A 24,872-nucleotide genomic window follows, 5' to 3' on the forward strand; every position below is an offset into this window, starting at 1 on the left:
CAAGATATGCCAGGCCGGTACGGCTTGATTGCAAACAAAAAAATGATATGCACCTCTCAAATCAGGAGGGCATATCATTTTTTGTTGCATTAATTTATTAACTTCCCATTACGGCAATAATAATTATTCAGCCTTCTGAGTAAGAATCGCCATGGAGGCCACCTTGTCATCCTCGGCAGTCTTCATGATGATTACCCCCTGGGCATCACGGCCAATAACGGAAATCTTGTCAATGCCCGTGCGGATGATGATGCCATTGGTGCTGATCAGCATCAGCTCCTGGCCTTCCCGGACAACCTTCAGGCCTACCACCTCTCCGGTCTTTTCCGTTACCCGGAGGTTGATGATGCCCATAGCACCCCGATGGTGGCTGCTGTACTCATCAACCCTGGTGCGCTTGCCGTAGCCTCCTGCCGTTACCGTCAGGATTTCCGAGTCACGCTTAATGGTATCCATGCCTACCACCTCGTCACCTGCCCGGAGCTTGATGCCCTTTACGCCACGGGCAATGCGTCCCATCGGGCGCACTTCCTCCTCATCAAAGATGATGGCGTAGCCGTTCCTGGTTCCCAGGACAATCTTCTTCTGGCCGTCAGTCTGCTTCACGCCGATGAGCTCATCGTCATCATCCAGCTTCAGGGCAATCACGCCCAGCTTGCGGTTGGTGTTAAACTCGGAAAGCTGTACCTTCTTGACGATACCCTTCTTGGTTGCCATAAACAGGAACTTCTCCGGGTTATACTCACGCACCTGCAACACGGCAGTAATCTTCTCGCCCTTCTCCAGCTTAAGCAGGTTGATGAGGGCGGTACCCCGTGCCTGGCGGCTTGCCTCGGCAATCTGGTATGCCTTCAGATAGTACACCCTGCCCCGGCTGGTATAGAACAAAATCGTATGGTGGGTTGTCGTAATGAGAATATTCTCTACGAAGTCACCTTCCTTGGTGGCCATGCCCAGAATCCCCTGTCCGCCTCGATTCTGCTTGTTATAGGTGTCCAGCTTCATGCGCTTGATGTAGTTATTGTGGCTGATAGTCACCACCACATCCTCATCGGCAATCAGGTCTTCCTCATTCATCTCGGACATATCGTAGGTAATGGTAGTGCGGCGTTCATCACCGAACTTTGCCTTTACCTGGGTAAGCTCCTCCTTGATGATAGCCATAATCTTGCTTTCATCAGCCAGCACGGATTTCAGCCATTCAATCTTTTTCAAAACTTCCTGATATTCTTCCTCAATCTTCTCACGCTCCAGACCGGTCAGCCGCTGCAAACGCAAATCAAGAATTGCCTGAGCCTGCTTCTCAGACAGCTTGAAGCCATCCATCAGGGCAGTACGGGCAATATCCGCAGTCTGTGACTCGCGGATAGTCGTAATAACCGCATCCAGATGGTCCAGGGCAATAGTCAGTCCTTCCAGAATATGAGCACGCGCCTCTGCCTTTGCCAGCTCGTACTTTGTCCTGCGGGTAATTACATCCTCCTGATGCAGGATATAGTAATGAAGCACCTCTTTTAAGGTCAGCACCCGAGGCTGGTTGTCAACCAATGCCAGCATGATAACGCCGAAGGTTTCCTGCAGCTGGGTATGCTTGTACAGCTGATTGAGCATAATGTCAGGATTTACATCCTTTCTCAGCTCAATCACGATGCTCATGCCGTTACGGTCAGACTCATCCCTCAGGTCGGTAATTCCCTCAATCTGCTTTTCCCGTGCCAGGTCAGCTATCTTCTCGATCAGGCGCGCCTTGTTTACCTGATACGGCAGCTCCGTTACCACAATGCGCGGCTTGCCGTTGGACATAGTTTCCACATGAGCCTTGGCACGCATCTTCACAGAACCTCGTCCCGTAGTATAGGCATCCTTTATGCCAGCAGTTCCCATAATCAGGCCGCCGGTCGGGAAGTCCGGACCCTTGATGACAGCCATCAGCTCCTCCACGGAAGCATCAGGATTGTCAATCAGCATCAGCACACCATCAATAACCTCGTTCATGTTGTGCGGCGGTATGTTGGTTGCCATGCCGACAGCGATGCCGGAAGTACCGTTAACCAGCAGCTCAGGGTACTTGGACGGCAGCACGGAAGGCTCCTTCAGGGACTCATCGTAGTTCGGCACGAAGTCCACCGTGTCCTTGTCAATATCCTGCAGCATAAGCTCGGAAATCTTGGACATGCGCACCTCGGTATAACGCATTGCCGCTGCCGGGTCTCCATCCACAGAACCGAAGTTGCCGTGGCCGTCTGCCAGCATGTAGCGCATGGAAAAATCCTGTGCCATGCGGACAATCGCATCATATACGGAGCTATCACCGTGAGGGTGATATTTACCAAGAACCTCGCCCACAATACGGGCAGACTTCTTGTATGGCTTGCCGGAGGTCATGCCTGCCTCCTGCATAGCATACAGTATTCTTCTATGAACCGGCTTCAATCCATCACGGACATCTGGCAAAGCTCTGGACACGATTACGCTCATAGCATAATCAATATAGGAATTACGCATTTCCTGCTCCAGATTTACCGGTAAAATCTTACCATTACCAAAATCCACAATCTCACCTCTAATAAGTCATCGGCTGGTTGCCAGCCGTTATTTCCAATGCCATTTTTTACAAACATTAGCTATTAATTATACCATAAAACACGGTTAAATAGCAAATTTACGGCAGAGGGAAAATACCTTAAATTGCTGGCAATCATTATGCCAATTAGCTTTAAAAGCCATTTTTGTTCAGATATATTCCCCACACAATCAGAACTAACTAGAAATGTATTTATGAAAATTCCATCTAATCATGTTACTTATAATCCGTTGTACTATAAGCAACATATACATAAAATATAATTTATGGAGGTATATATCATGATTACCGCTGCTTTTGGAAAAAGGATACGAGAACTACGGGAAACTCTGGGGATAAGCCAAGAAAAATTTGCATTAAAAATCGGTATGGACAGGACATATTATTCTTCTGTAGAAGCAGGAAAGCGAAACATTTCAATTATAAACATTTGTAAAATAGCCAAAGGATTTAATATAACATTAAGTGATTTGTTTGATAAAATAGATTATAACGAGGTTGACATATATGACTGATTTTATTATTAAAGAATTTTATAAAAGAATGACAAATGTGAATTTAAATGTATATGGAATTTTATCTGCCGATATGAATATACATTCTTTAGGGACTGATTCAAAAATTATAGGACGCATTTTTGAAATGCTTACTCAACCTGTCTTAGAAAGTATTGCAAAAGATTATGGATTTATTTTAAAAACACCAGAAAAACAAACTGTATATCCAGATTTTATTATGATGAAGTCTAGTAATTCACACGAAAAAATAGCTATAGATGTAAAATCTACATACATTACCGATAACAATTCTTCAATCAAATTTACCCTAGGTTCTTTTGCATCATATATGAGAAATAACACTAAAAATATTGAATATAAGTATACAGATTATACAAAGCATTACGTAATAGGATTTGTATATAAGAGAAATGGAGCTGCACAGGAAAGTAAAGTGTACCAGCTTGCCAAAAAAGACGATATAGCCTTTCCATACAGTGATGTAAGATTTTTTATACAAGAAAAGTATAAAATTGCTGGCGATAAACCTGGATCAGGCAACACAGAAAATATAGGTTCATTTAGAACTAACTCTTTTGATGAATTGAAAAATGGAAACGGTCCATTTTCTGAACTGGGGCAGGATATTTTTGATTTATATTGGAAGTATTATCCTAATTATCGTTCTTCCTCACGTAAATATACTTCACTTGACGAATTTTTAAAATGGTATCCCGATAATAAAGATAACTTGGAATTATTACACCCATATAACAAAACGAAAATTCTTGATAAGATAAGTAAATATAATACCGAAAAACTAGATGAAGAAATATTGAATGTTGCAGAAGAATTTTCAATATACAAAACGAAATAAATTAAAAGGAGCTGCTATAACGTAATAACAGCTCCTTTTAATTTATTGTTTTATAGCAAGAACCTCAATCATTGGATGGCGATTACTTTCTTTTGCACCTATATGATAAAAATGCTCTAATTCATGCCAATAAAAATCAGACCAATAATCATATAAATGAGTATTTTTCCTAAATTGATTTTCTTTCCACATGGATAAGCATACTTTAGCAGATGTAGCATGAGAATATTTTGATAAGGCAATAGCTTCTTCTTCTGGCCATTCTCCTACATAGGAAGTGTCTCTGCCTATATATGGAGGATCCAAGTAAATATAATCATCCTTTGTCGCAATATTAAAGATTTCCTGCCATGGACGGCAGGTGAATTTCCAATCCTTGCCCGATATAATTTGTGAAATATTTTCTACTTGATTGCATATTTTGGTGATATAAGCTTTAGAAAATCTATTTGGCTTTTTACAGAATGGAACATTAAATAATCCTTTCCTGTTAAATCGTATCATACCATTGAAATCCGCTCTATTTAAAAACAAAAAATATAATGGATCCCCATTAGAATTAAAATCATTCCTCATTTTTATATAATATTCATTACCTTTTTCAGATAAAATAGAACCATGATATTCTAAAAAATCACGAACAATAGAACTATTTATTTCCCCATTTTGTATTTTTTGATAAAAAGATATGATGTATTGATTTTTGTCATTTAAAATAGCTCTTTCAGGCTGAATATTAAATGCTACCACTCCAGTACCAACAAATGGCTCAATCCATAAACCTGATTTTTTTCTTTTTACATGCTCCTTAATAAAGGGAATAATTTTTGTTTTTATTCCCTGACATTTTATTGGCGGAACAATAACTTTGCTTTTTTTCATAAAATACTCCTTAAAATACGATATAAATGTTTTAATTATACCATATTTTATCATTTTTTATAATACACAAAAGGCAGTGCCCAGAAAGACACTGCCATTTTGTAATGCGCTTTTCATAAAAAATAAAAAGACGCCTTATCCATTACCTTGCTTAACGCTAAATTTGCCTTCATCAATGGCAATAAACATTTAGGGCAAACCGTTATAAAAGGATTGACTACCGCCACTCCATGCAAAGATTCTATTATAAAAGCGCAATAAAATCAAGCACATTTTCCCTTATGCATAGAAATAATATTCATTACAGTAAATTACCATCTATGTTTTTATTTTTAACAATACAACTTGACAAAATGGCAACTATAAAATATAATGACATTGTCAATTAAAATCAATAGAACAGAAAGGAATGCTTCTATGGGAAAGGAATTAGGTTCACGCATAACCGAAACTTTACAAAAACGTAAAATGACACAAAAAGAATTAGCAGAACGTATTGGGGTGACAGAAGCAGTAATGTCAAGATATGTTTCTGGTAACAGAGAACCAAAACCAGATATGCTGGCAAATATTGCTACTGCCCTCCATACCACATCAGATTTCTTGCTCGGCATTGAATGTGATGAATTATATCATCCTAGAATTCGCCGTCTGATCGCACGAAATGCAGCCTTAATGACTGAGCAAGAAAAAAGAGAACTAATCAACGCATTGTTTGGGGAGGAGTAATATTGGGAATTTCTTTATCACACGCAAGATGCGAGGAAATAAAGCAGATTGTTGTTAATACGTTCGTCAAATACGATGTTTCCTGTGTCCCTGTTAACTGTTTTGAACTGGCAATAAAAATAGGAATTAAAGTCATTCCTTATTCAGCTATCCCCGAAGATAAACGATGGTTGCTTTTGAAAAAAAGTGAGGATGGATTTTCTATAGAAAAAACTATTGGAGAGTGGTACATATATTATAATGACAAAAAAAACTATGGACGCATTAATAATACCATCATGCATGAAATAGGTCATATAGTTTTAGACCACAGCGAGGACAGCGAACTAGCAGAAAAAGAAGTAAAATTCTTTGCAAAATATGCACTTGTTCCTCCCGTGCTTGTACACAAATTGAAATTAGATAACCCAGCTGATATTGCTGATATCTTCAAAGTAAGTTTCGAAGCCGCCTGCTATGCGAACTCTTATTACAAAAAATGGCTGCAATATGGTTCATCGAAGTATACTAAGTACGAAATTACGCTCTTAAAATTATTTCGTAGTATATCATGATACGATATTTTTTATATGAAAGGAGAATTAATATATTATGTTAAAAACACATGTCAGAAAATATGACAACTTCAAACTTTATTACTGGCATGGAGCAACATTAGTTGGCAAATATAGATTACCACAACTTGCTCCTACACAGGCAATTCCATCAAAAGTTATATGTTTTAATGAACGTAAAAGTGTTTCTAAACCAAATGAATATTGGGTTGACTTCTTTATTGATGATGCTCTGTTTGAAAATTTCTGGAATCACCCGGAAGTTAGCTTTGCAAATCTCAAACGCTTTGCGGGAATAATTACTACTGATTATTCTATGTTACCAGAAATGCTACCCGGACAGAACTTATGGAACTGTACTCGCAATAGAGTCATGGCATACTATCTCCAACAGCAAGGATTTAATATCATCCCCGTTGCATCTTGGTGCGTTGAAAGTGATTTTGAATGGTGCTTTGATGGTTTGCCAGAAAACAGCTCTATCGCAATTACCACTAATGGATGTATGTCAAGTCCATATAGTAAGCGTATACTGCTACACGGTGTCGCAGAGTTACAAAGACAAAAATCACCAGCAAATCTTATTGTCTGTGGCAGGCACGTTAATGAACTTGATATTTATGACAACGTACATTATTATCCTTCCTATTCCCAACGCTGGAAGGAGCGTGCTGTATAATGGGTAGCAGAGGTTCTTTTCTTGAAAGCGGTGGCTTTAGTACACCCGCAAAATGGCATACTGTTGACTATATTGAAGGAATTAAGGTTTTAGCACCTAAAGACCCTAAAGCAAGTATGAATTTGCCAGAAAGGTCAAATACACCAGGAACATCTTATTTGCTATACAGAAAAAATGGCGATTTCAATCAACTCCGAGTTTTTGGAGAAAAACGTGTGCCACAATTTGATATAGATTATGGTATTCACAATGGAAAAAAATCACTCCATGTACATTACTACACGGATGGAGTGCGTGGCAAAAATCCAAATATTCTTCGTCCTGGCGATGCGCTCTACGAAAAATATAAAGTTCTATTTAAGGAGACTAAACAATGAACGGAATAAAAATGAACGAATTTTACGACCTAATTTCCCATGGTCACGAGGCTGAATTTGAGTATGGCGGAAATACTTATATATTGCAACCAGAAGTTAATAATAGCAAAACCTATCTCGTAATTTGGGATTGTACGCCAAATGCGAAAAAGTGCATTATCAAGCAGGAAATTGATATTGAGATTGATGGTGATATTCCTCAGCCTATTATCAAAACATTTCTTTCAAAAAAATGTTTTAAGGGTAAATCTTTTTTGGAAATAGAGCAAGAAATTACCGTAACCGTGATTTATTAAACACAAAAAAGACCACACCAAACCTTTCCTTTCGGTGTAATCTTTAAAAAAGTTATCATCACGGTCCAGTAAAATCAAGCAATTTCTTTATCTTAATGTGGCAGAAGACTTCCTGCCTCTATATGCGGGAGATGAATGCCACGTCCATCGAATTTACGCAAGTAATTGAGGCGGATAATAGAACATAGTGGTGATATAATAGTAAGTGACAGGAAGTGAACGATGTGTTACAGCAAAAAGGCTATCAGTATCGAATATATCCCACTAAACAACAGCAACAGCTAATCAATCAGACACTGGGATGCGCCAGGTTTGTGTATAACAGGTTTTGGAATATCCGTAAAGAAGCATGGACAAATTCAAAAACAAGCGTAACTTACAATCAGACTAGCAAAATGCTGACCGAGTTAAAATGTGAGCCGGACTATGTATGGCTGAATGTTGTAGATAGTACCTCGTTGCAGCAGGCGTTAAAGGATTTGGATAAGGGATTCAAAAACTTTTTTGCCAAAAAAGCAGGCTATCCAAGATATAAATCAAAGCACAATCATTGCCTCAGCTATCGTTCCCAGTGCGTTAATAACAATATTGCAATCAAGAATGGCAAGCTGAAGCTTCCTAAAATAGGCCTGGTAAAAATAAAGCTTTCCAGGAATTTCACAGGCAGAATTTTGAATGCCACTGTGTCACGCAAGGCTACAGGCAAGTATTTTGTTTCCCTGTGTGTTGAGGAAGAAGTAGGAATTTTTCCTAATAATGGCGGAGAAATAGGCATAGATGTGGGAATTAAGGATTTCTACTCCGATTCTAATGGTGATGTTGCTGCTAATCCGAAAACATTGAAGAAATACAGCAAAAAACTGGCAAGGGAGCAGCGGAAGCTTTCACGTAAAGCAAAAGGCAGTAATAATCGCAATAAGCAGAGAATCATCGTTGCCAGGGTACACGAAAAAATAGCAAATATCCGCAAGGACTATCTGAACAAGGTTTCCACTAAACTGGTCAAGGAAAACCAACTGATCGGTATAGAAGACTTGCAGGTCAGGAATATGCTGAAAAACCATCAACTGGCACAAGCCATTTCTGATGTATCATGGTCGGAGTTTTTCAGGATGCTTGAATACAAGGCAGTGCCCCATGGCTGCAAGGTGGTAAGGGTTCCTAAATTCTACCCAAGTTCTCAAACGTGCTGTAAATGCGGCTATCAGAATAAAGATACAAAAAATCTTGCTATTCGTGCATGGGATTGTCCGGTATGCGGGCATCATCACGATAGAGATGTGAATGCAGCCAGGAATATTCTGGCTAAAGCAAAAGAAATAATAGCTGCATAAGCTTCAAAGCATAAAAATACCGTAGGAATTACGGAAATTAACGCCCACGGAGAGTGTGTAAGTCCTTTTGCCAAGGCAGAAGGCTGTTCTCGTAGAAGTGGGAATCTCCCTCCTCAAACGCCTAGGCGTTAGGAGGGAGTAATTCAAACATAGAGGTAATCATTAAGCACCGGCTGCAATCCCTCGCTGCTCATATCAGCCGTCATTTTCTGCAGGCTGCGGCTGTCCTGGATCTCAAACTGCTCATCCCCGGCATTTTCCTGAACACCCTCCCTGCCCTCATACTTGCTCTCATGGTCCCCGATGCCTGTGGAAACCCCGGCAGACACCTTGGTTGCCGCAATCTTCACAATGCCGTTCCTGAAGGATGCGCTTTCCCGGCTGGACACGGTGATGCCTGCATAAGGCAAAAACAGCCGATAGGCGCACAAAATCTGGCAAAGCTGCCTCTCCCCTACATCCTGGGGATTTATGCTGTCATTGTTGATAATAGGCCGGAGACGCGGACAGGACAGGCTGATTTCCGCCCAGGGGTACTTCCGCTGGATATAATAGGCATGAAGTGCCGTAGCAAGGGCATCCCTGCGAAAATCCGAAAGCCCTAAAAGGGCGGAAAAAGCCACCCCACGCATGCCGCCACGCAGTGCCCTCTCCTGGGCATCAAAACGATAAGGCCACACCCTTTTGTGCCCTGCCAGATGCAGCTGCTCATATTTTGCCAAATCATAGGTCTCCTGAAAGACAGTCACATAGTCTGCGCCGCACTCATGGAGATACCTGTATTCTTCCGTATTGACCGGGTAAATCTCCAGCCCCACGTTACGGAAATACTTCCTTGCCAGCCTGCATGCCCCGCCAATATACTCAAGGCTGCTCTTGCCACGGCTTTCCCCGGTCAGCAGCAGGATTTCCTCCATGCCGCTGCTGGCAATCACCTGCATCTCATGCTCCATCTGCTCACTGGTCAGCTGCACACGCTGAATATCGTTGTAGCAGTTAAAGCCGCAGTAAATGCAGTAATTCTCGCAGTAATTGGCCAGATACAGAGGCGTGAACATGTAGACAGTATTGCCAAAATGACGGCTGGTCAGATTGCGTGCCTTCTGTGCCATTTCCTCCAGGAAAGGTGCCGCTGCCGGTGACAGCAGGGCCTTCAAATCCTCCTCATCAGGGCGGTTCCTGTTCAATGCCCTTCTCACATCCACTGCCGTATACTGCTCCGGCTGATAGCTGTCCACATGCCCCATGACCCTGCTGCGGATATCCGGCTCAATCTCCTCCATGCCGGGCAAATATTCCAAAGGGCTTTTCCGCATAGCAGGATTATTTTCCAGCTGGTGCTTTCTTGCCAGTGCCGCCTCGCTGAGATGCTTGCCATCCACAAAAAAACTATTCTCTCCGCTCATTCTCACGCATCCTCCCGCAAAAAGCCCGTCAAGGGGTCAGATGCCTCCGCACCACGGCTCAGTACACGCCCCAGACCTGACAGATATGCCTTGCGCCCTGCCGTGATAGCTTCCTTGAAAGCCTGTGCCATCAGGGGCAGGTTGCCGGCTGTAGCCAGGGCGGTATTTGCCATGATGGCTGCCGCTCCCATCTCCATTGCCTCACAGGCCTGGGACGGCCTGCCGATGCCTGCATCCACAATAATCGGCAGGTCAATCTCGTTAATGAGGATTTCAATAAAATCCCGGGCAGCCAGTCCCCGGTTGGAGCCGATAGGTGCCGCCAGCGGCATGACGGCAGCAGCCCCGGCACTGACCAAATCACGGGCGGCAGTCAGGTCAGGAAACATATACGGCAGGACGGCAAAGCCTTCCTTGGCCAGAATCTCCGTTGCCCTGATGGTTTCCTGATTGTCCGGCAGCAGGTAGCGGCTGTCCCGCATAATCTCAATCTTCACGAAATCACCGCAGCCCAGCTCCCTGGCAAGGCGGGCTATCCTCACTGCCTCATCTGCATTCCTTGCCCCGGAGGTATTTGGGAGCAGGGTAACATGCTCCGGGATATACTTCAGGATATTCCCCTCATCCACAGTATTGGTACGGCGCACCGCTACCGTAATCATCTCCGCCCCTGCATCCCTGACCGCAGTTTCAATCAGCGGCAGGGAATACTTGCCAGAGCCAAGAATAAAGCGGGAATGGAACTCCCTGCCTCCAAGAACCAGTACATCATCATTATTTGCCATAATTCAGACCTTCCTCCACAACTACATAATCACAAAATTACATAACTTCATCAATACACCGATATTCCGGTGTTTCCACCATATTTTCAGTAACTTTCATATAAAACTCATAAAAATATTCTGATTTTTCACACAAAATTCATCACTTTAATATATGCTTAAACTATATTAACTGATTCCCCTGCCAAAAGCTGCAGGACAACCAAGGCTTCCTGGGCGGAGCAGATATTTACCCTGGCACCGTACAGGCCATCACCGGCATCTGCAGCCGAGCGGCCGTCACCGCACAGGTAAAAATTCTCCGACAGCCTGCGCACCCTCATGGCGTTGGCAGAAGCAAAGCCTGCCATGCCGGAGGCTGCCACCAGATGGCAGCGGGGAAACTGCTCCCTGACACCGTTCACCAGCATAGCCTTGCAGGTGGCGTTATCAAAGGCTTCCACAATCACATCCACATCTGCCAGAAGGCTGGCAAGGTTATCCTCCGTAATCCTGACTGTATGCACATCCAGCTCTGCATAAGGAGTAATACGCCGCAGGTTATCCGCCAGGGCTTCTGCCTTGTACCTGCCCAGCTGCTCCATAAAGTACCACTGGCGGTTCAGATTGGTAGCCTCCAGCCTGTCAAAATCTATCAGCCTGAGATAGCCCACCCCCGCCCTGGTAAGAAGCTCCGCCACACGGCTGCCAAGCCCCCCAAGGCCGCAGATTGCCACACGCCCCCGGCTGAATTTTTCCTGCCTTGCCGCCCCATGACGCTCTATCAGGGCCGACAGCCATGCTTCTTTTGAAATATACTTATCGGACCCGGCAACCAAATCTGCCATGTCAGCCACCTCCCACAAAGGAAACAATCTCCAGCCTGTCCTCTGCCGTGAGGATTACGCTATCATACTGCCTCTTTGGCACTATCTCGCCGTTTCGCTCCACAGCTACATTAGAAAGATCAATCCCCTTTTCCTGCAATACCTGTGCCACTGACTTTCCTTCTGCGGCTTCCTGCACACCATTAATAATCACTGCGCATCCCTCCATTTCTCGCTTCTGCCCCTCATATCGGACACCCGTAAAAGCTTCAAAAAGCTTTTTAAAAACAAAAAGAGAAGCTGCCTGAAATGGCGGCTCCTCATAAAATCGTAATTTCCAGATTGCACCCGGTGCTAGCGTCCCTACGTTGGCATTATCCAAATCAGGTATCAGGTCGACGGGCATACCGTCCTCTCAGCCTGTGCGATGCCCTTTGGCACATCTGCAAGCTCCCTGGCTCCTATTAAGTTCACAGACACTATTATAATGCAGCAGAGGGCTAAATTCAAGGTAATTCAGCTAAATTCAATACAAATTCCCATAGGGAAAAAATATCAGACCTATAAACAAGAAAAGGCAGTCAAAAAGCCTGCCAAAAAAGGAGGAACAAAAATGAATAAGAAAATGTTTTGCTTTCAATGTGAGCAGACAGCGGCAGGGAGTGCCTGCACCGGCAAAGCAGGCGTCTGCGGCAAAAAAGCTGACACCGCTGCCCTGCAGGACCAGCTGACCAGCCAGCTGATTGACCTGGCAATATCCGCCCGGGGCAATGAACGCTACCTGACACCTGCCATTGACAAGATGGTACTGGAATGTCTCTTTGCCACAGTTACCAACGTAAATTTCGATGACCATGTCCTCACCCAGCTGATTGACAGGGTAGAAAGGGAAAAGGCACGTTTCAACGACAAGCACTCCTGCCAGCATGACGGCTGCCAAAGCAGCACCAATTACGATATCAGCCAGCTCTGGAACAGCAATGAGGACATACGCTCCCTGAAATCCCTTATCCTGTTCGGTATTCGCGGCATGTCAGCCTATGCCTACCACGCAAATGTGCTGGGCTATCATGATAAGGAAGTAGCCAGATTCTTTTATAAAGCACTGTGCGCCATAGGCAGCCAGGATGCCGAAATGGACACCCTGCTGCCTGTAGTTCTGGAAACAGGTGCCATCAACCTCCGATGCATGGAGCTTCTTGACAAAGCCAACACCGAGACCTTTGGCACCCCTGAGCCACGCCAAGTCAGCCTGACCGTGGAAAAGGGCCCTTTCATCGTGATTTCCGGCCACGACCTCTACGACCTGAAGGAACTTCTGAAGCAGACCGATGGCACAGGCATCAATATCTACACACATGGAGAAATGCTGCCTGCCCACAGCTATCCGGGCATAAATAAATATCCTCACCTAAAGGGCAATTTCGGCACGGCATGGCAGAACCAGCAGACTGAGTTTGCCGATATTCCTGCCCCTGTCCTCTTTACCACCAACTGCCTGATGCCGCCCAAGCCATCCTACATAGACAGGGTATTTTCCACCGAGGTAGTGGCATATCCGGGGGTAACCCACATCGGGGAAAAACGCAACTTCACCCCTGTCATCCAGAAGGCATTATCCCTGGGGGGATATGCCAAGGATATGCATTTTACAGGCATCAATGGCGGTAAAAGCGTCATGACCGGCTTCGGGCACTGCACGGTGCTTTCCGCAGCAGATACCGTCATAGCAGCCATTAAGGAAGGAATGATACGCCATATCTTTCTGGTAGGCGGCTGCGACGGTGCAAAGCCCGGGCGCAACTACTACACGGAATTCGTGCAGAAGGCACCTGAGGACAGCCTCATACTGACTCTTGCCTGCGGCAAATACCGCTTCAATGACCTTAACCTGGGCACTATCGGCGGGCTGCCGAGACTGCTGGACATGGGACAGTGCAACGATGCCTACAGTGCCATAAAGGTTGCCCAGGCACTGGCAGATGCCTTCCAGTGCAGCGTCAACGACCTGCCCCTTACCCTTGTGCTTTCCTGGTATGAGCAAAAAGCAGTCTGCATCCTGCTGACACTTCTGCACTTAGGGATAAAGAATATATGGCTGGGACCTACCCTGCCAGCCTTCCTATCCCCAAATGTCCTGGATTTTCTGGTGGAAAAATACAATATCACGCCTGTTTCCACCCCGGAAAATGACCTGACAAAAATGCTATCACACTAAATGGCTGTAGATAAAGCCCTCCCGGACACCTGAATCGCTGTAGGTAATCTTCTCACAGCCAAACTTCTTCACCAGCACATCGGCAATCACCATGCCCGGAATGATTGTGTGAATGCGGTCAGGCACCTGCTTCATCAGAAGCACCGCATCCTCATGGCGGATTTCCTCCAGGCTGCTGAAATGGCGGATGATTTCCTCCAGGCTGGCAGCCTCTATGGAGAGATTCTTCCTGTCCTGGTTGTACATGGCGTTGTAGAGGGCGCAGGTGCCCTTGAAGGTGCCCCCTATGCCCACCAGCCCCCGGCAGCTGATACCGGCAAACTCAGCAGCCGTAGAAAGTATATGGGCAGCCTTTTCCCTCATAAGCCCCACCTCAAAGGCGTTGGGCAGGACCGAGCTGGCGTATTTGGTGCGAAAATCCAATGAACCCATAGGCAGGCTCACCTTGCTGATGATTTTCCCCTCCTGGAAAGCCACCAGCTCCGTGCTGGCTCCACCTATATCCGCCAGCACCCCGTCCTTTTCCGCAATATTCCTGGTGGCACCAATAAAATCATACTCCGCTTCCTTATCCCCGGAAATGATTTCGATATCTATGCCGGTGCGCCGGATAATCTCCTCCACCGCCTCCCTGCTGTTCCGGCAGTTCCTGAGGGCTGCCGTGGTAAAAGCAGTCACCTGGCTGATATGGAAAATTTCCAGAAAGCTCCTGAATTCAAAAAGCACCTCGCATACCTTGTCTATGCCTGCCTTGGTCATCACATTGTTCTCAAGGTAGGCAGCCAGGCCTACCAGGTGCTTTTTTTTCATCAGAAAATCTATCTTTTCACCGGCAATATCGTAGATTGCCATCCTGATGGTGTTGGAGCCAATATCAATAATCCCGTGTATCATAAGCAAAGTCCTCCTAAAATGCCGCAAAAAATACTATGCTCCTATACTATTCGCCAAAAATGCGGATATTCCTGCAAAAAATAAAATAAAAAAAGATAAAAACACTTGCACAAAAGTTAAAGTTATGGTAACATATCCTTGGGTGAAACGTTGTGGGGACAACGTTTGTTGTACATACTCTGTGGTGGAGTTTTGTACAGGTGGCAGATGAGGTTGATGCAGAAGGAGCGACGATCGGTTGTCGCTCCTTTTGTATTTTTTAAATTTTTCAGTTCATTTTTACAATAAATTATGCTACAATAAAGATAGTAAATATAAAACGTGCAAATTATTATGTTAGGACGGTTGATACCCATGTCAAATAAACTTTTTGCTTTGGTCGGTCCGTATGCTTCCGGTAAGTCCTCACTGATTACGCGTTTGATGGACCTGGGCGTTCATTATATTCCCGTATACAGCACCAGCGATGCCATGCGCCTGAAAAAGGACAAGCGCATGGTTAATTTTGTCAGCAAGTCAGCCTTTGAGCAGGCAGACTGGATTGTGAAGGTGGCATACAAGGGGGATTATTACGGCATCAAGAAGAAAGATATGCTGGAATCCATAACCCACAACAAAGTGAGCATTACGGTACTGGATCAGAACGGTGTCAAGCAGCTGGCCAAGCTGATGAACGGCAAGCTTACCACCATCTATCTCATGACTGACTATGTGTGCCTGGTGGACAGGATGCTGCGCCTGGGGCACAACAATGTCGATATGAAATATCACCTTGAGTATGCTGAATCCAATAACGAGTTCAACTTCTGGAAATCTGCTGATTTCATCATCAAGAATACCAAAGACCTGGACACTGCCTTCAACCAGCTGATGGCTATTATGGGTCTGTCTGTCAATGCCCCAAGAGAGGTTATTGCCAAGCTCAACCAGACGATCTGATAGCTGAGGGCTGATATCAGATATCTCAACCTGAATTACAGGAGCAAAACAGAAACATCATCAAGTGAGTGCTATGCCGGGCATAGCACTTTTTTTGCAAAAAAATGCCCCCTGCCATCACAGCAGGGGGAACGTAACAACTATATAGCTTATAAGCATGGCAGCAACGCCCTGAGACGTGGCCAATGCTTACCTGCCCATGGCAATGGCCTGCTGACGCAGCCTTGCTATGCGCTCCGACGTAGGCGGATGGGTGCTGAACAGGTTAATGAAGGTCTGCTTGGAGCCCTTCAAAGGATTTACGATGCACAGATGGGCTGTAGAAGCCGTAGCCTGGCTCATGACCGGGCCGTTCAGGGAAAAATACTCAATCTTTTCCAAAGCGTTGGCCAGGGCATTAGGATTGCCGCAGATTTCACCGCCGGCCTTATCCGCCTCATACTCACGGGAACGGGAAATAGCCATCTGAATGAGGGCTGCCGCAATGGGGGCAATCACAATGGTCACAATCAGGCCGATGAAGCCGCCATTCTCATCATCATCGGAACGGCCGCCAAAGATAGCCGCCCACTGGGCAATATTGGCAATCATGGAAATGATACCTGCCATGGCCGCAGCCACGCAGGAAATCAGGGTGTCACGATGCTTCACATGAGAAAGCTCGTGAGCCAGCACACCGGCAATCTCATCGTAGTTAAGTGCCTGCATCAGGCCTGTAGTCACTGCCACAGCCGCATGGGAAGGATTCCTGCCGGTAGCAAAGGCATTTGGCACACCACTGTTGATGATGCACACCTTCGGCATAGGCAGCTCCGCATTGGCTGCCAGGTTGGCCACCAGATTATAGAGCTCCGGCGCATCATCTGCCGTCACCTCCCTGGCACCGTAGGTCTTCAGCACAATGGTATCACTGAACCAGTAGGTACCAAAATTCATGGCCAGGGAAAACAGCAGCATTATCATCGCACCGCTGCGCCCGGCAAAGGCACCGCCCACAGCTATCAGGATACCCATCAGCAGGGCCATTAAAACCGTAGTTTTCAGCGTATTCATACTCATTTCTCCTTACAGAATACTATACTTCTCCTAACTATCACATAGTCTACATGATAAATCTGAAAAAAGTCTAAAAATCAAACTTTTTCTAGATAATAGCAGAAGAAAACATATTTGTCAATCATCAAACAAAAAAGGGGGCATAAGCCCCCCTGAAAAGTCATATATGCTATTAAATATCAAGGTTGCGCACCAGCTTGGCATGCTCCTCAATAAACTGGCGGCGCGGCTCTACCTTGTCACCCATGAGGATGGTAAACAGCTCGTCTGCTGCCTCCGCATCCTCCATGCTCACCTGCAGCATGGTACGTCCCTCCGGGTTCATGGTGGTATCCCACAGCTGCTCAGGGTTCATCTCGCCCAGGCCCTTGTAGCGCTGGATGACGGCACTATCCCTGCCCACCTCGTCCAGCTTGGCAGTCAGCTCATCATCGCTGTAGGTGTACCAGCTCTTTTTGCCCTTCCTGATCTGATAGAGAGGCGGCTGAGCAATATACACATGGCCATGCTCGATAAGCGGCTTCATATAACGGTAGAAGAAAGTAAGAAGCAGCGTCCTGATGTGGGCGCCGTCCACATCAGCATCTGTCATGATGACAATCTTGTTGTAGCGGAGCTTGGACAAATCAAACTCGTCGCTGATGCCGCTGCCAAAAGCCGTAATCATGGTTCGGATTTCCGCATTGGCATAGATGCGGTCAAGACGTGCCTTCTCCACATTCAAAATCTTGCCCCGGATTGGCAGGATGGCCTGGAAGCGGCGGTCACGTCCCTGCTTGGCGGAGCCGCCGGCAGAGTCACCCTCTACGATAAAGATTTCGCAGTGGGCAGGGTCCTTAACGGAGCAGTCAGCCAGCTTGCCCGGAAGGCTGCTGACCTCCAGGGCGTTCTTGCGCCTGGTCAGCTCCCTGGCCTTCCTGGCTGCCTCCCTGGCACGGGCCGCCATTACCGCCTTGTCAAGAATCTTCTTGGTGATATCAGGATGCTCCTCGAAATACTCGTTCAGCCCCTCGGACACGATGGAATCCACGATGCCCCGCACCTCGGAGTTTCCCAGCTTGGTCTTGGTCTGTCCCTCGAACTGAGGCTCACGGATTTTCAGGCTGATGACACTGGTAATGCCCTCACGGATATCCTCGCCGCTGAGGTTGGACTGGTTGCCCTTGATGATATTGTTCTTCTTGGCATAGTCATTGGCCGCCCTGGTCAGGGCAATCTTGAAGCCTGCCAGATGGGTGCCACCTTCCTCGGTATTGATGTTGTTGACGAAGCTGTAGATGTTCTCCTGATAGCTGTCATTGTACTGAAGGGCTATCTCCACCACGATATCATCCTTGGTGCCGTTAAAGTAAATCGGCTCAGGATTCAGAACCTCTTTCTTCTTGTTCAGGTGCTGCACAAAGGAGCGGATGCCGCCATCAAAATGGAAGCTCTCATTCTTGCCGGAACGCTCATCCATGAGATGGATGGTAATCTCCTTGTTCAGAAAGGACAGCTCACGGAGACGGTGCTTCAGTGTATCATAGCTGTACTCGGTCACGGAGAAAATCTCCTTGTCCGGCAGGAAATGCACCCGGGTACCAGTTTCCTCTGTTTCCCCGATTACCTTCATGGGAGAGACAGTATTGCCCCGCTTAAAGGAAATGGCATGGATTTTGCCGTCACGCTTTACCTCTACCTCCATGTACTCACTGAGGGCATTTACCACGGAAACGCCTACGCCATGAAGGCCGCCGGAAACCTTGTAGCCATCACCGCCGAACTTGCCCCCGGCATGGAGCACCGTCAGAACAACCTCCACGGCAGGCTTGCCGGTTTCATGCAGGTCAACAGGAATGCCGCGGCCATTATCGGTAACGGTGATGCTGTTGTCCTGATGAATCACCACGTTGATATCCGTGCAGTAGCCTGCCAGGGCCTCGTCTATGGAATTGTCCACCACCTCGTAGACAAGGTGATGGAGTCCCCTTTCCGAGGTGCTGCCGATGTACATGCCAGGACGCTTCCTGACTGCCTCCAGGCCTTCAAGCACCTGAATCTGCTCGGCACCGTATTCACCATCCACAGCGGAAACCTCGGCACCTACATCCTCAAGATTGATCTTAACGCCGGTAGTATCAGGCTCCTGGCTGATTTCCCTGACTTCCTCCGGTGCCATGCCGAAATCAAAAGAAGTCTGCTCCTCAGCTTCCTTATTTTCCAAATTCACTATATTTTCCATAGACATTATCAGTCTTCCTCCACACTGTTAAATTCATATATGCCCTTTTTCATCCTGTCACTGCGCTTTTTCAATGTTAGGGGTGAAATAGGGGATATGTAAAGCTCATCAGCAGTAACCACCAGGGACTTGGGCGTGCCGCCCTCTGTAATATCACTTATCCTCCCCTGGCAGGCAGCAAGATATGCCTTGTTCTCGCCCTCCTGGAAATACTTCCAGTCAATAATGGCCAGCAGCCTGTCACTTGCCACGGTCGTAGTGCCGCCGATAAATACAGGTATCACTTGCCTGCCCCCTTTGAGGGAGCTTCCCTGCCCCCAGCCTTTTGCTTCGGCACATAGCGCACATCACGGCGCAGGCGGCTCATGGTCTTTTTCACTACCTCGTCACTGAGCTGTTCAGGTGGCAGGGAACGGTATAGCATGACCAGAGTCTTGGCCTCGATGCTTTCCACATCGCCATAATCCACCCTGCTGGCAAGGCGCTGCAGCAAAATCAGCCGCTGGGACTGAAATTCCTGCTGACTGCAGGAAACCTCCTGCAAAACCTCCCCGTACTTCGCCCAGGGCATATCCAGCAAAAGCTGCTGGATTTTCTCCGCCTTTTTTTCCTTCATGCGCCTTTTGCAGCTGTAGCAGTATTCCTCAGCCGGTGGGCAGATACTGCCGCACCCCTCACTGGCACAAGGGTGCCAGTAGCTTTTCTGTCGGTAGCGGAGCATCCTGCGCACGTTGCACCCCAGCCGCATTGCCGCACTGCGCATTTCCTCATCCTCTATGCTGCTGCAGCTTTCCCGGATCGCTGCCAGCTCCTCATCAGACAGCTGGATTTTCTTCAGCTGCTTGCCCAGATGCCTGCTTTCATCCTCTTTGTACAGGGTATTCTCCTGTGAAATATACCAGCCGGGCTGGCCGGTAAAAATCAGCTCCTGCACCAGCTCCTCGCCAAAATGGCTGTTGATTTTCTGCTTTATGTCATACTCCATGTACTTCAGCTGCTCCGCCCAGGCCGGATGGGTTGTGCGGATAAACAGCTTCTTGAACTCAAGCTTCACCGCCCGGGCATGGGCGGCAATATCCTTGCCCACCAGCGTCTGCCACTGATAGACCACCAGATGCTGCTTGAATTCCTTGCCGATTTTCATTGTTTTGAGGGACTGGATAAAAATATCCCCCACGCTTTCCAGCTTGCCGTTTCTCTCAGCCGTCTGCTTTGCCATAGCCTGCACCTGCAACACTTCCTGCTGCCACGCGGAAATACCTCCCCACGCTCTGCATGTCAAAATACGCCTCATCAGTGGCGGTAATCAAGGTCTGTATGCCTTCCCTGCCAATAAAGGACAAAAGCTGCTGCCTTCTCCCGGCATCCAGCTCGCTCATCACATCATCCAGTAAAAGTATCGGGTACTCTCCCGTCTCGGAGCGGATAAATTCCAGCTCCGAAAGCTTCATAGCCAGCACTCCCGTTCTCTGCTGTCCCTGGGAGCCGAAGCTCCTGAGATTGATGCCATTGACAGAGATTATAATATCATCCCGGTGGGGGCCAATGCCTGTCACACCGCGATATACGTCTTCCTCACCTGAACGAGTCAGCATTTCATTATACCATATTTTTAGATTTCCCGCTATAGGCTCATTTTCGCTGCCCTTAATCTGATAGGCTATGCTGAGATTTTCTTCGTTGCCGGAAATCCGCTTCTGCATGAGATTGGCCAGCATGTTGAATTTCTTCACCGCCTCCAGCCGCTTGGCAGTTATCTTTGCCGCGCTTTCCGCCAGCTGGGGATTCCAATATTCCAGCATATCCCGGCCTGCCCTGCGCTCCCTGATTTCCTTCAGCAGGGAATTTCTCTGCTGAAGGAGCCGGTTGTACTTGATGAGCTCATGGTAGTAGGCAGGGCTTGCCTGGGAAATTTCCATATCAAGAAAGCGCCGCCTGCCGGCAGGGGCGCCCTTGATAAGCTGCAAATCATCAGGGGCAAAAAGCACCACGTTCACCGCCCCGATTAGCTCCTTGACGGATATTTTCCTGCCGTTATAGGCAATGGTACGCCTCTTGTCCCGATAAAAGGTAAAATCCAGCTGATTTTCCACGCCAAAACGCTGGAAGCCCAGGGAAATACTTCCCCCGGGAGCATTCCAGCGAACCAGCTCGCTATCCGTGCTGCTCCTAAATGAGCTGCCGCAGGCAGCATAATAGACCGCCTCCAGGATATTGGTCTTCCCCTGGGCGTTGCAGCCGATAAAAATGTTCAGGTCATCATAAAATTTGAGTTCCAGTTTTTCATAATTCCTGTAATCAACAAGCTTGAGGCTACTGACCTTCATGGCTTACTGCACCCCGGTTTCTTCCCTGGCTACCTGCCAGCAGCCCATCTCCAGGATTTCCACAGTGTCTCCCGGAAACAGGCGCCGCCTTTTAGCTGTCTCGATATTGCCGTTGACCAGGATGAGCTTTTCCTCCAGCATAGGCCTTACCTGGCCGCCGGACTCGATGATGCCGGCCCATTTCAGGAGCTGGTCAAGCTGGATGCTCTCTGTATGAATGGCTATTTTTTCCATCTAAATATCTCCTTTTAACTCCTGACAGGAGTGACGATGTACACGAAATTCGGCTCGCTTTCCGTCCTGATACCGGCAGAATTCAATGGGCCGTTCAGGGAAAGGGTAAATTCCGGTGACTTGATGAGCTTCAGGCAGTCATTGATGTAGTCAGCATTGAAGGAAATCCTGATGTCATCGCCATTAATAACGGCGGAGCCGTATTCCTCGCCGTTTCCGATTTCCGGATTGGCTGAATAAATCTTCACCATGCTGTTGGCAAACTCCATGGTGATAACGTTGTAGTCATTTGTCCTGGAAATCAGGGCGATGCGGTCGATAATTCCTTTAATTTCATCTGTTTTCAAGGTGATAGCTGTCTTGAACTCCACCGGGATAACCCTGTGATAATCAGGGAACTGGCCTTCTATAAGCCGTGAGGAAATGTAGACGTTGTCAACCTCAAAGCTGATCTGTGTCGGGCTGCAGCTGATGTTCACCGTCCTCGGCATATCGGACTGGAGGATTTTCTGCAGCTCGTTTAAGAGCTTGGAAGGAATGATCAGCTTCTGCTCCCCCTGGAATTCCTCCAGGGTATCTGATTTTACTGCCAGCCTGTGGGTATCGGTAGCTGCCATCAGGATGGAATCCTCCTTCAGCTCCAGGAGACAGCCTGTAAAGATAGGGCGGCTTTCCTCGTGGGAGCAGGAAAAAGCTGTGTTCTGGATGAGATCCCGCAGGATGACATCGGAAATCTGGAAGCTGCTTCTGCCCTCAACCCTCGCAATAGTAGGATAATCAGTTGCTTCCATGCTCAGGAAGGAGAACTTGGAGCGGTTGGAGGTAATATAGACCATCTTTTCTTGATTATTGTACTCGAAGTCAACGGTGGTACCCGGCAGGCGGCGGATGACTTCCTGGGCATAACGTCCTGCTAAAACCATTTCCCCTGGTGCTGCCACCTGAGCTTCGATATTGCAAATAATGCCCATCTCATAATCTGTTGCCTGCAAGGTCAGCTGATTGCCTTCTGCCTTCATATAGATACCGGAAAGGATTGGTGTCTGAGGCTTTGGCGATACTGCCTTCATGACAATCTGTATTGCCTGCACTATATCTTCCTTTTGACAACTGAATTTCATGTTTTGCACATCCTTTATATATTATTACTCTTTAATATTTTTAAAGTTTTAGGAGCCGTAATAGTAGGGGGTGTGGAAAGGGTGGATAAGGGGAATCTGCCCGAGAAATTATCCGCAGGAAGCCTGTGCATAATCTGTTGATTATGTTTGCGGGTCAGCAAAAGGTTATCCACATCATCCACAAGAACAAAATATCGTCAAAGTTATCCACAGCCCGTCTACACTTACATGCACCGCTTATCCACATATTTACAGGGATAAAACAGCCGGGCAATGCTACCCGGCTGTGTATTACATTTTCTCTATGCTCTTGATAAGCTCCTGCACGGTCTTGTCCAGCTGGATATTGGACGTCCTGTCCTTGGCAATCTTCTTGTAGGCGTGAAGCACCGTGGTATGGTCCCTGCCGCCGAAAAATTCGCCGATCTGGGGCAGGGATGTATCTGTCAGCTCCCTGCACAGGTACATGGCAATCTGCCTCGGCACCGCGAGATTCTTATTCCTCTTGCTGGAGTTCAGGTCATCAATATTCAGCTTGAAATGGGTGGCAACCACCTCACGGATGATTTCCAGGGTGATTTCCTTGGTGGTATTGTCAGGGAAAATATTTTTTAGTGACTCAGCCACCAGCTCCGTGGTAATCCTGCTGCCGGTGAGGGAGGCATAGGCAACCACCCGCGTCAGGGCGCCTTCCAGCTCCCTGATGTTGTTGTCGATGCGGCCGGCGATGTAAATCAGGGCCTCATTTGGCACGTCCAGGTTCTCCAGCATTGCCTTCTTCTTGAGAATGGCGATACGGGTTTCCAGGTCAGGCACCTGGATGTCTGCCAGAAGACCGCTGGCAAAGCGTGATTTCAGCCTTTCTTCCAAGGTCTGGATTTCATGAGGCGGCCGGTCGGAGGAAAGCACAATAGCCTTGTTGGACTGATAGAGGGCGTTGAAAGTGTGGAAAAATTCCTCTTGAGTCTGGATTTTCTTGGTCAAAAACTGCACATCGTCTACCATCAGAAGGTCGATATGGCGGTACTTCTGGCGAAATGCCTCGGTGGAGTTGTCACGGATGGCGTTAATCAGCTCGTTGGTGAATTTTTCGCAGGTAATGTACAGTACCCTCTTGGTGGGATCATTTTTCAGCACCTCGTGGCCGATGGCGTGCATGAGATGGGTCTTGCCCAGGCCTACGCCGCCGTACATGAACAGGGGATTGTAGGTCTTGCCCGGCTCCTTGGCCACGGCCAGGGCAGCTGCATGGGCTATGCGGTTGAAGCCGCCGGTAACGAAGTTGTCAAAAACGTACTTGGGGTTCAGGGAGGAAGCATCGCCAGGTGCTATCTTGGCAAAGGAGGATTCATACCTGGCAGCGCTTTCCTCAGTCCTGCCAAAATCAAGGCTGCCTTGTGGATTGTCCTCATGCACCTCGATAGTCTTTGTCTTTGGCTTTTCAACAGGTTTTTCTGCGGGCCTGTATTCCAGGACAAAAGCGATTTCCCCCTGAATATCCTGGGTGAATTCCAGCTTCCGGCAGGCTTCCTTGCAGGCATCCTGGGTAAAATCCTTGTACCTTTTCTCAAAGAACTGAATGATAACCTCGTTGTCAGCACTGAGGGTAAAGGTGTTATCAGCAAAGGATACAGGCTTCAGGGGCTTCAGCCAGCGTTCAATGGCACCGGGGGATAGAAAATTTTCCACCTCTGCCAGAATGGTATTCCAGAATTCGTCTAACTGTGTCTGTAGCATAAAATAATGACCTCGCAAAAAAAATTTATCCACTGATACAGGAACTTATCCACATCTGTGAATAAAAGTGTGGATAAATCAATAAAAAAGGGGAAGGAAACAAGCAAAAAATCATTTTTCCTTCCATATTATATTGAAATCGTAAGATTATTAACAATATGTGCATAAGTCTTGTGGAAGACCTCTAATATTCTATCAAAATACAGGCAAGTTATCAACAGAAAATATGGGATAAGCAGCAAAAAAATACTTTTTATCCAGCGAAATTGAAAATTTATCCACAGCAGTCAAGGAAAAGTTCTTGACACGGTTTCAGCAG

Annotated in this window: 25 protein-coding genes and 1 riboswitch; of the genes, 10 read left to right on the forward strand and 15 right to left on the reverse strand. The window is 46.8% G+C overall.

Annotation, left to right across the window (positions count from 1 at the left end; genetic code table 11):
- Nucleotides 1–123 precede the first annotated feature (123 nt).
- Nucleotides 124–2,553, reverse strand: coding sequence for a DNA gyrase subunit A (gene gyrA, locus FYJ84_RS10175; RefSeq protein ID WP_328596374.1), 2,430 nt, complete (start codon nucleotides 2,551–2,553; stop codon nucleotides 124–126).
- A gap of 312 nt (nucleotides 2,554–2,865) precedes the next feature.
- On the opposite strand from gyrA, the gene FYJ84_RS10180 reads away from it, so the two are divergent.
- Nucleotides 2,866–3,099 carry a helix-turn-helix domain-containing protein gene (locus FYJ84_RS10180; protein ID WP_154407504.1) on the forward strand — a complete coding sequence of 78 codons (234 nt, stop codon included), beginning with the start codon at nucleotides 2,866–2,868 and terminating at the stop codon, nucleotides 3,097–3,099.
- Complete coding sequence (locus FYJ84_RS10185) at nucleotides 3,092–3,958, forward strand: type II restriction endonuclease (RefSeq protein WP_154407505.1); 867 nt, start codon at nucleotides 3,092–3,094, stop codon at nucleotides 3,956–3,958. The genes FYJ84_RS10180 and FYJ84_RS10185 overlap by 8 nt, the downstream gene beginning before the upstream one ends.
- Before the next feature lie 42 nt (nucleotides 3,959–4,000).
- Here the strand turns inward: FYJ84_RS10185 and FYJ84_RS10190 are convergent, their stop codons facing one another.
- Nucleotides 4,001–4,840, reverse strand: coding sequence for a DNA adenine methylase (locus tag FYJ84_RS10190; RefSeq protein WP_154407506.1), 840 nt, complete (start codon nucleotides 4,838–4,840; stop codon nucleotides 4,001–4,003).
- A gap of 417 nt (nucleotides 4,841–5,257) precedes the next feature.
- Between FYJ84_RS10190 and FYJ84_RS10195 the strand changes: the two genes are divergently transcribed.
- The 6 genes from FYJ84_RS10195 to tnpB all read left to right on the forward strand — a co-directional run bounded on the left by FYJ84_RS10195 (nucleotide 5,258) and on the right by tnpB (nucleotide 8,809).
- On the forward strand, nucleotides 5,258–5,569 hold the full coding sequence (locus tag FYJ84_RS10195) for a helix-turn-helix domain-containing protein (protein ID WP_154407507.1): 312 nt from the start codon (nucleotides 5,258–5,260) through the stop codon (nucleotides 5,567–5,569).
- A gap of 2 nt (nucleotides 5,570–5,571) precedes the next feature.
- On the forward strand, nucleotides 5,572–6,123 hold the full coding sequence (locus tag FYJ84_RS10200) for an ImmA/IrrE family metallo-endopeptidase (RefSeq protein ID WP_154407508.1): 552 nt from the start codon (nucleotides 5,572–5,574) through the stop codon (nucleotides 6,121–6,123).
- Nucleotides 6,124–6,160: 37 nt separating this feature from the next.
- The gene (locus FYJ84_RS10205) at nucleotides 6,161–6,802 is read left to right on the forward strand and encodes a DUF4417 domain-containing protein (protein WP_154407509.1); all 642 of its coding nucleotides are present in this window, start codon (nucleotides 6,161–6,163) and stop codon (nucleotides 6,800–6,802) included.
- A complete protein-coding gene (locus tag FYJ84_RS10210; protein ID WP_154407510.1) occupies nucleotides 6,802–7,179 on the forward strand; it encodes a hypothetical protein in 378 nt (125 codons plus the stop codon). Before FYJ84_RS10205 ends, FYJ84_RS10210 begins: the two co-directional genes overlap by 1 nt.
- A complete protein-coding gene (locus FYJ84_RS10215) occupies nucleotides 7,176–7,475 on the forward strand; it encodes a hypothetical protein (protein WP_154407511.1) in 300 nt (99 codons plus the stop codon). Before FYJ84_RS10210 ends, FYJ84_RS10215 begins: the two co-directional genes overlap by 4 nt.
- 224 nt (nucleotides 7,476–7,699) lie before the next feature.
- A complete protein-coding gene (gene tnpB / locus FYJ84_RS10220) occupies nucleotides 7,700–8,809 on the forward strand; it encodes an IS200/IS605 family element RNA-guided endonuclease TnpB (protein ID WP_328596375.1) in 1,110 nt (369 codons plus the stop codon).
- Nucleotides 8,810–8,952: 143 nt separating this feature from the next.
- Here the strand turns inward: tnpB and thiH are convergent, their stop codons facing one another.
- The 4 genes from thiH to thiS all read right to left on the reverse strand — a co-directional run bounded on the left by thiH (nucleotide 8,953) and on the right by thiS (nucleotide 12,188).
- Nucleotides 8,953–10,215, reverse strand: a complete 1,263-nt coding sequence (gene thiH, locus FYJ84_RS10225; protein ID WP_154407512.1) for a 2-iminoacetate synthase ThiH — start codon at nucleotides 10,213–10,215, stop codon at nucleotides 8,953–8,955.
- Between the two features lie 2 nt (nucleotides 10,216–10,217).
- On the reverse strand, nucleotides 10,218–11,000 hold the full coding sequence (locus tag FYJ84_RS10230; protein ID WP_154407513.1) for a thiazole synthase: 783 nt from the start codon (nucleotides 10,998–11,000) through the stop codon (nucleotides 10,218–10,220).
- 158 nt (nucleotides 11,001–11,158) lie between these two features.
- The gene (gene thiF, locus FYJ84_RS10235; RefSeq protein ID WP_154407514.1) at nucleotides 11,159–11,827 is read right to left on the reverse strand and encodes a sulfur carrier protein ThiS adenylyltransferase ThiF; all 669 of its coding nucleotides are present in this window, start codon (nucleotides 11,825–11,827) and stop codon (nucleotides 11,159–11,161) included.
- Between the two features lies 1 nt (nucleotide 11,828).
- Nucleotides 11,829–12,188 (reverse strand): sulfur carrier protein ThiS, encoded by a 360-nt coding sequence (thiS, locus tag FYJ84_RS14840; RefSeq protein ID WP_268878730.1) that lies wholly within the window; start codon nucleotides 12,186–12,188, stop codon nucleotides 11,829–11,831.
- Nucleotides 12,149–12,273: riboswitch (TPP riboswitch) on the reverse strand. (Overlaps the previous gene by 40 nt.)
- Before the next feature lie 146 nt (nucleotides 12,274–12,419).
- Here thiS and hcp point away from each other — a divergent pair.
- On the forward strand, nucleotides 12,420–14,024 hold the full coding sequence (gene hcp / locus FYJ84_RS10245) for a hydroxylamine reductase (protein ID WP_205764205.1): 1,605 nt from the start codon (nucleotides 12,420–12,422) through the stop codon (nucleotides 14,022–14,024).
- Here hcp and FYJ84_RS10250 read toward each other — a convergent pair.
- Entirely contained in the window at nucleotides 14,016–14,918 is a 903-nt protein-coding gene (locus FYJ84_RS10250) for a Ppx/GppA phosphatase family protein (protein WP_154407516.1), read from the reverse strand. The two genes, hcp and FYJ84_RS10250, sit on opposite strands and share 9 nt — an antisense overlap.
- A gap of 354 nt (nucleotides 14,919–15,272) precedes the next feature.
- On the opposite strand from FYJ84_RS10250, the gene FYJ84_RS10255 reads away from it, so the two are divergent.
- Nucleotides 15,273–15,857 (forward strand): nucleoside/nucleotide kinase family protein, encoded by a 585-nt coding sequence (locus tag FYJ84_RS10255; RefSeq protein WP_154407517.1) that lies wholly within the window; start codon nucleotides 15,273–15,275, stop codon nucleotides 15,855–15,857.
- A 189-nt stretch (nucleotides 15,858–16,046) separates the two neighbouring features.
- Here the strand turns inward: FYJ84_RS10255 and htpX are convergent, their stop codons facing one another.
- From htpX to dnaA, 8 genes are all read right to left on the reverse strand, one after another.
- The gene (gene htpX, locus FYJ84_RS10260) at nucleotides 16,047–16,910 is read right to left on the reverse strand and encodes a zinc metalloprotease HtpX (protein WP_154407518.1); all 864 of its coding nucleotides are present in this window, start codon (nucleotides 16,908–16,910) and stop codon (nucleotides 16,047–16,049) included.
- Nucleotides 16,911–17,085: 175 nt separating this feature from the next.
- Complete coding sequence (gene gyrB, locus FYJ84_RS10265) at nucleotides 17,086–19,071, reverse strand: DNA topoisomerase (ATP-hydrolyzing) subunit B (RefSeq protein WP_407060750.1); 1,986 nt, start codon at nucleotides 19,069–19,071, stop codon at nucleotides 17,086–17,088.
- Nucleotides 19,072–19,142: 71 nt separating this feature from the next.
- Nucleotides 19,143–19,418 (reverse strand): extracellular matrix regulator RemB, encoded by a 276-nt coding sequence (gene remB / locus FYJ84_RS10270; protein WP_154407520.1) that lies wholly within the window; start codon nucleotides 19,416–19,418, stop codon nucleotides 19,143–19,145.
- On the reverse strand, nucleotides 19,415–20,353 hold the full coding sequence (locus tag FYJ84_RS10275; protein ID WP_205764206.1) for a DUF721 domain-containing protein: 939 nt from the start codon (nucleotides 20,351–20,353) through the stop codon (nucleotides 19,415–19,417). The genes remB and FYJ84_RS10275 overlap by 4 nt, the downstream gene beginning before the upstream one ends.
- Nucleotides 20,334–21,461, reverse strand: a complete 1,128-nt coding sequence (gene recF, locus FYJ84_RS10280) for a DNA replication/repair protein RecF (protein ID WP_154407522.1) — start codon at nucleotides 21,459–21,461, stop codon at nucleotides 20,334–20,336. The genes FYJ84_RS10275 and recF overlap by 20 nt, the downstream gene beginning before the upstream one ends.
- 3 nt (nucleotides 21,462–21,464) lie before the next feature.
- Nucleotides 21,465–21,695: an RNA-binding S4 domain-containing protein gene (locus FYJ84_RS10285; RefSeq protein ID WP_154407523.1), complete on the reverse strand. Its 231-nt coding sequence runs from the start codon at nucleotides 21,693–21,695 to the stop codon at nucleotides 21,465–21,467.
- A 14-nt stretch (nucleotides 21,696–21,709) separates the two neighbouring features.
- Complete coding sequence (gene dnaN / locus FYJ84_RS10290; protein WP_154407524.1) at nucleotides 21,710–22,816, reverse strand: DNA polymerase III subunit beta; 1,107 nt, start codon at nucleotides 22,814–22,816, stop codon at nucleotides 21,710–21,712.
- 291 nt (nucleotides 22,817–23,107) lie between these two features.
- The gene (dnaA, locus tag FYJ84_RS10295; RefSeq protein ID WP_154407525.1) at nucleotides 23,108–24,553 is read right to left on the reverse strand and encodes a chromosomal replication initiator protein DnaA; all 1,446 of its coding nucleotides are present in this window, start codon (nucleotides 24,551–24,553) and stop codon (nucleotides 23,108–23,110) included.
- Nucleotides 24,554–24,872: the final 319 nt, after the last annotated feature.

The sequence above is a fragment of the Anaerovibrio slackiae genome, assembly GCF_009695585.1.
GTDB lineage: Bacteria > Bacillota > Negativicutes > Selenomonadales > Selenomonadaceae > Anaerovibrio > Anaerovibrio slackiae.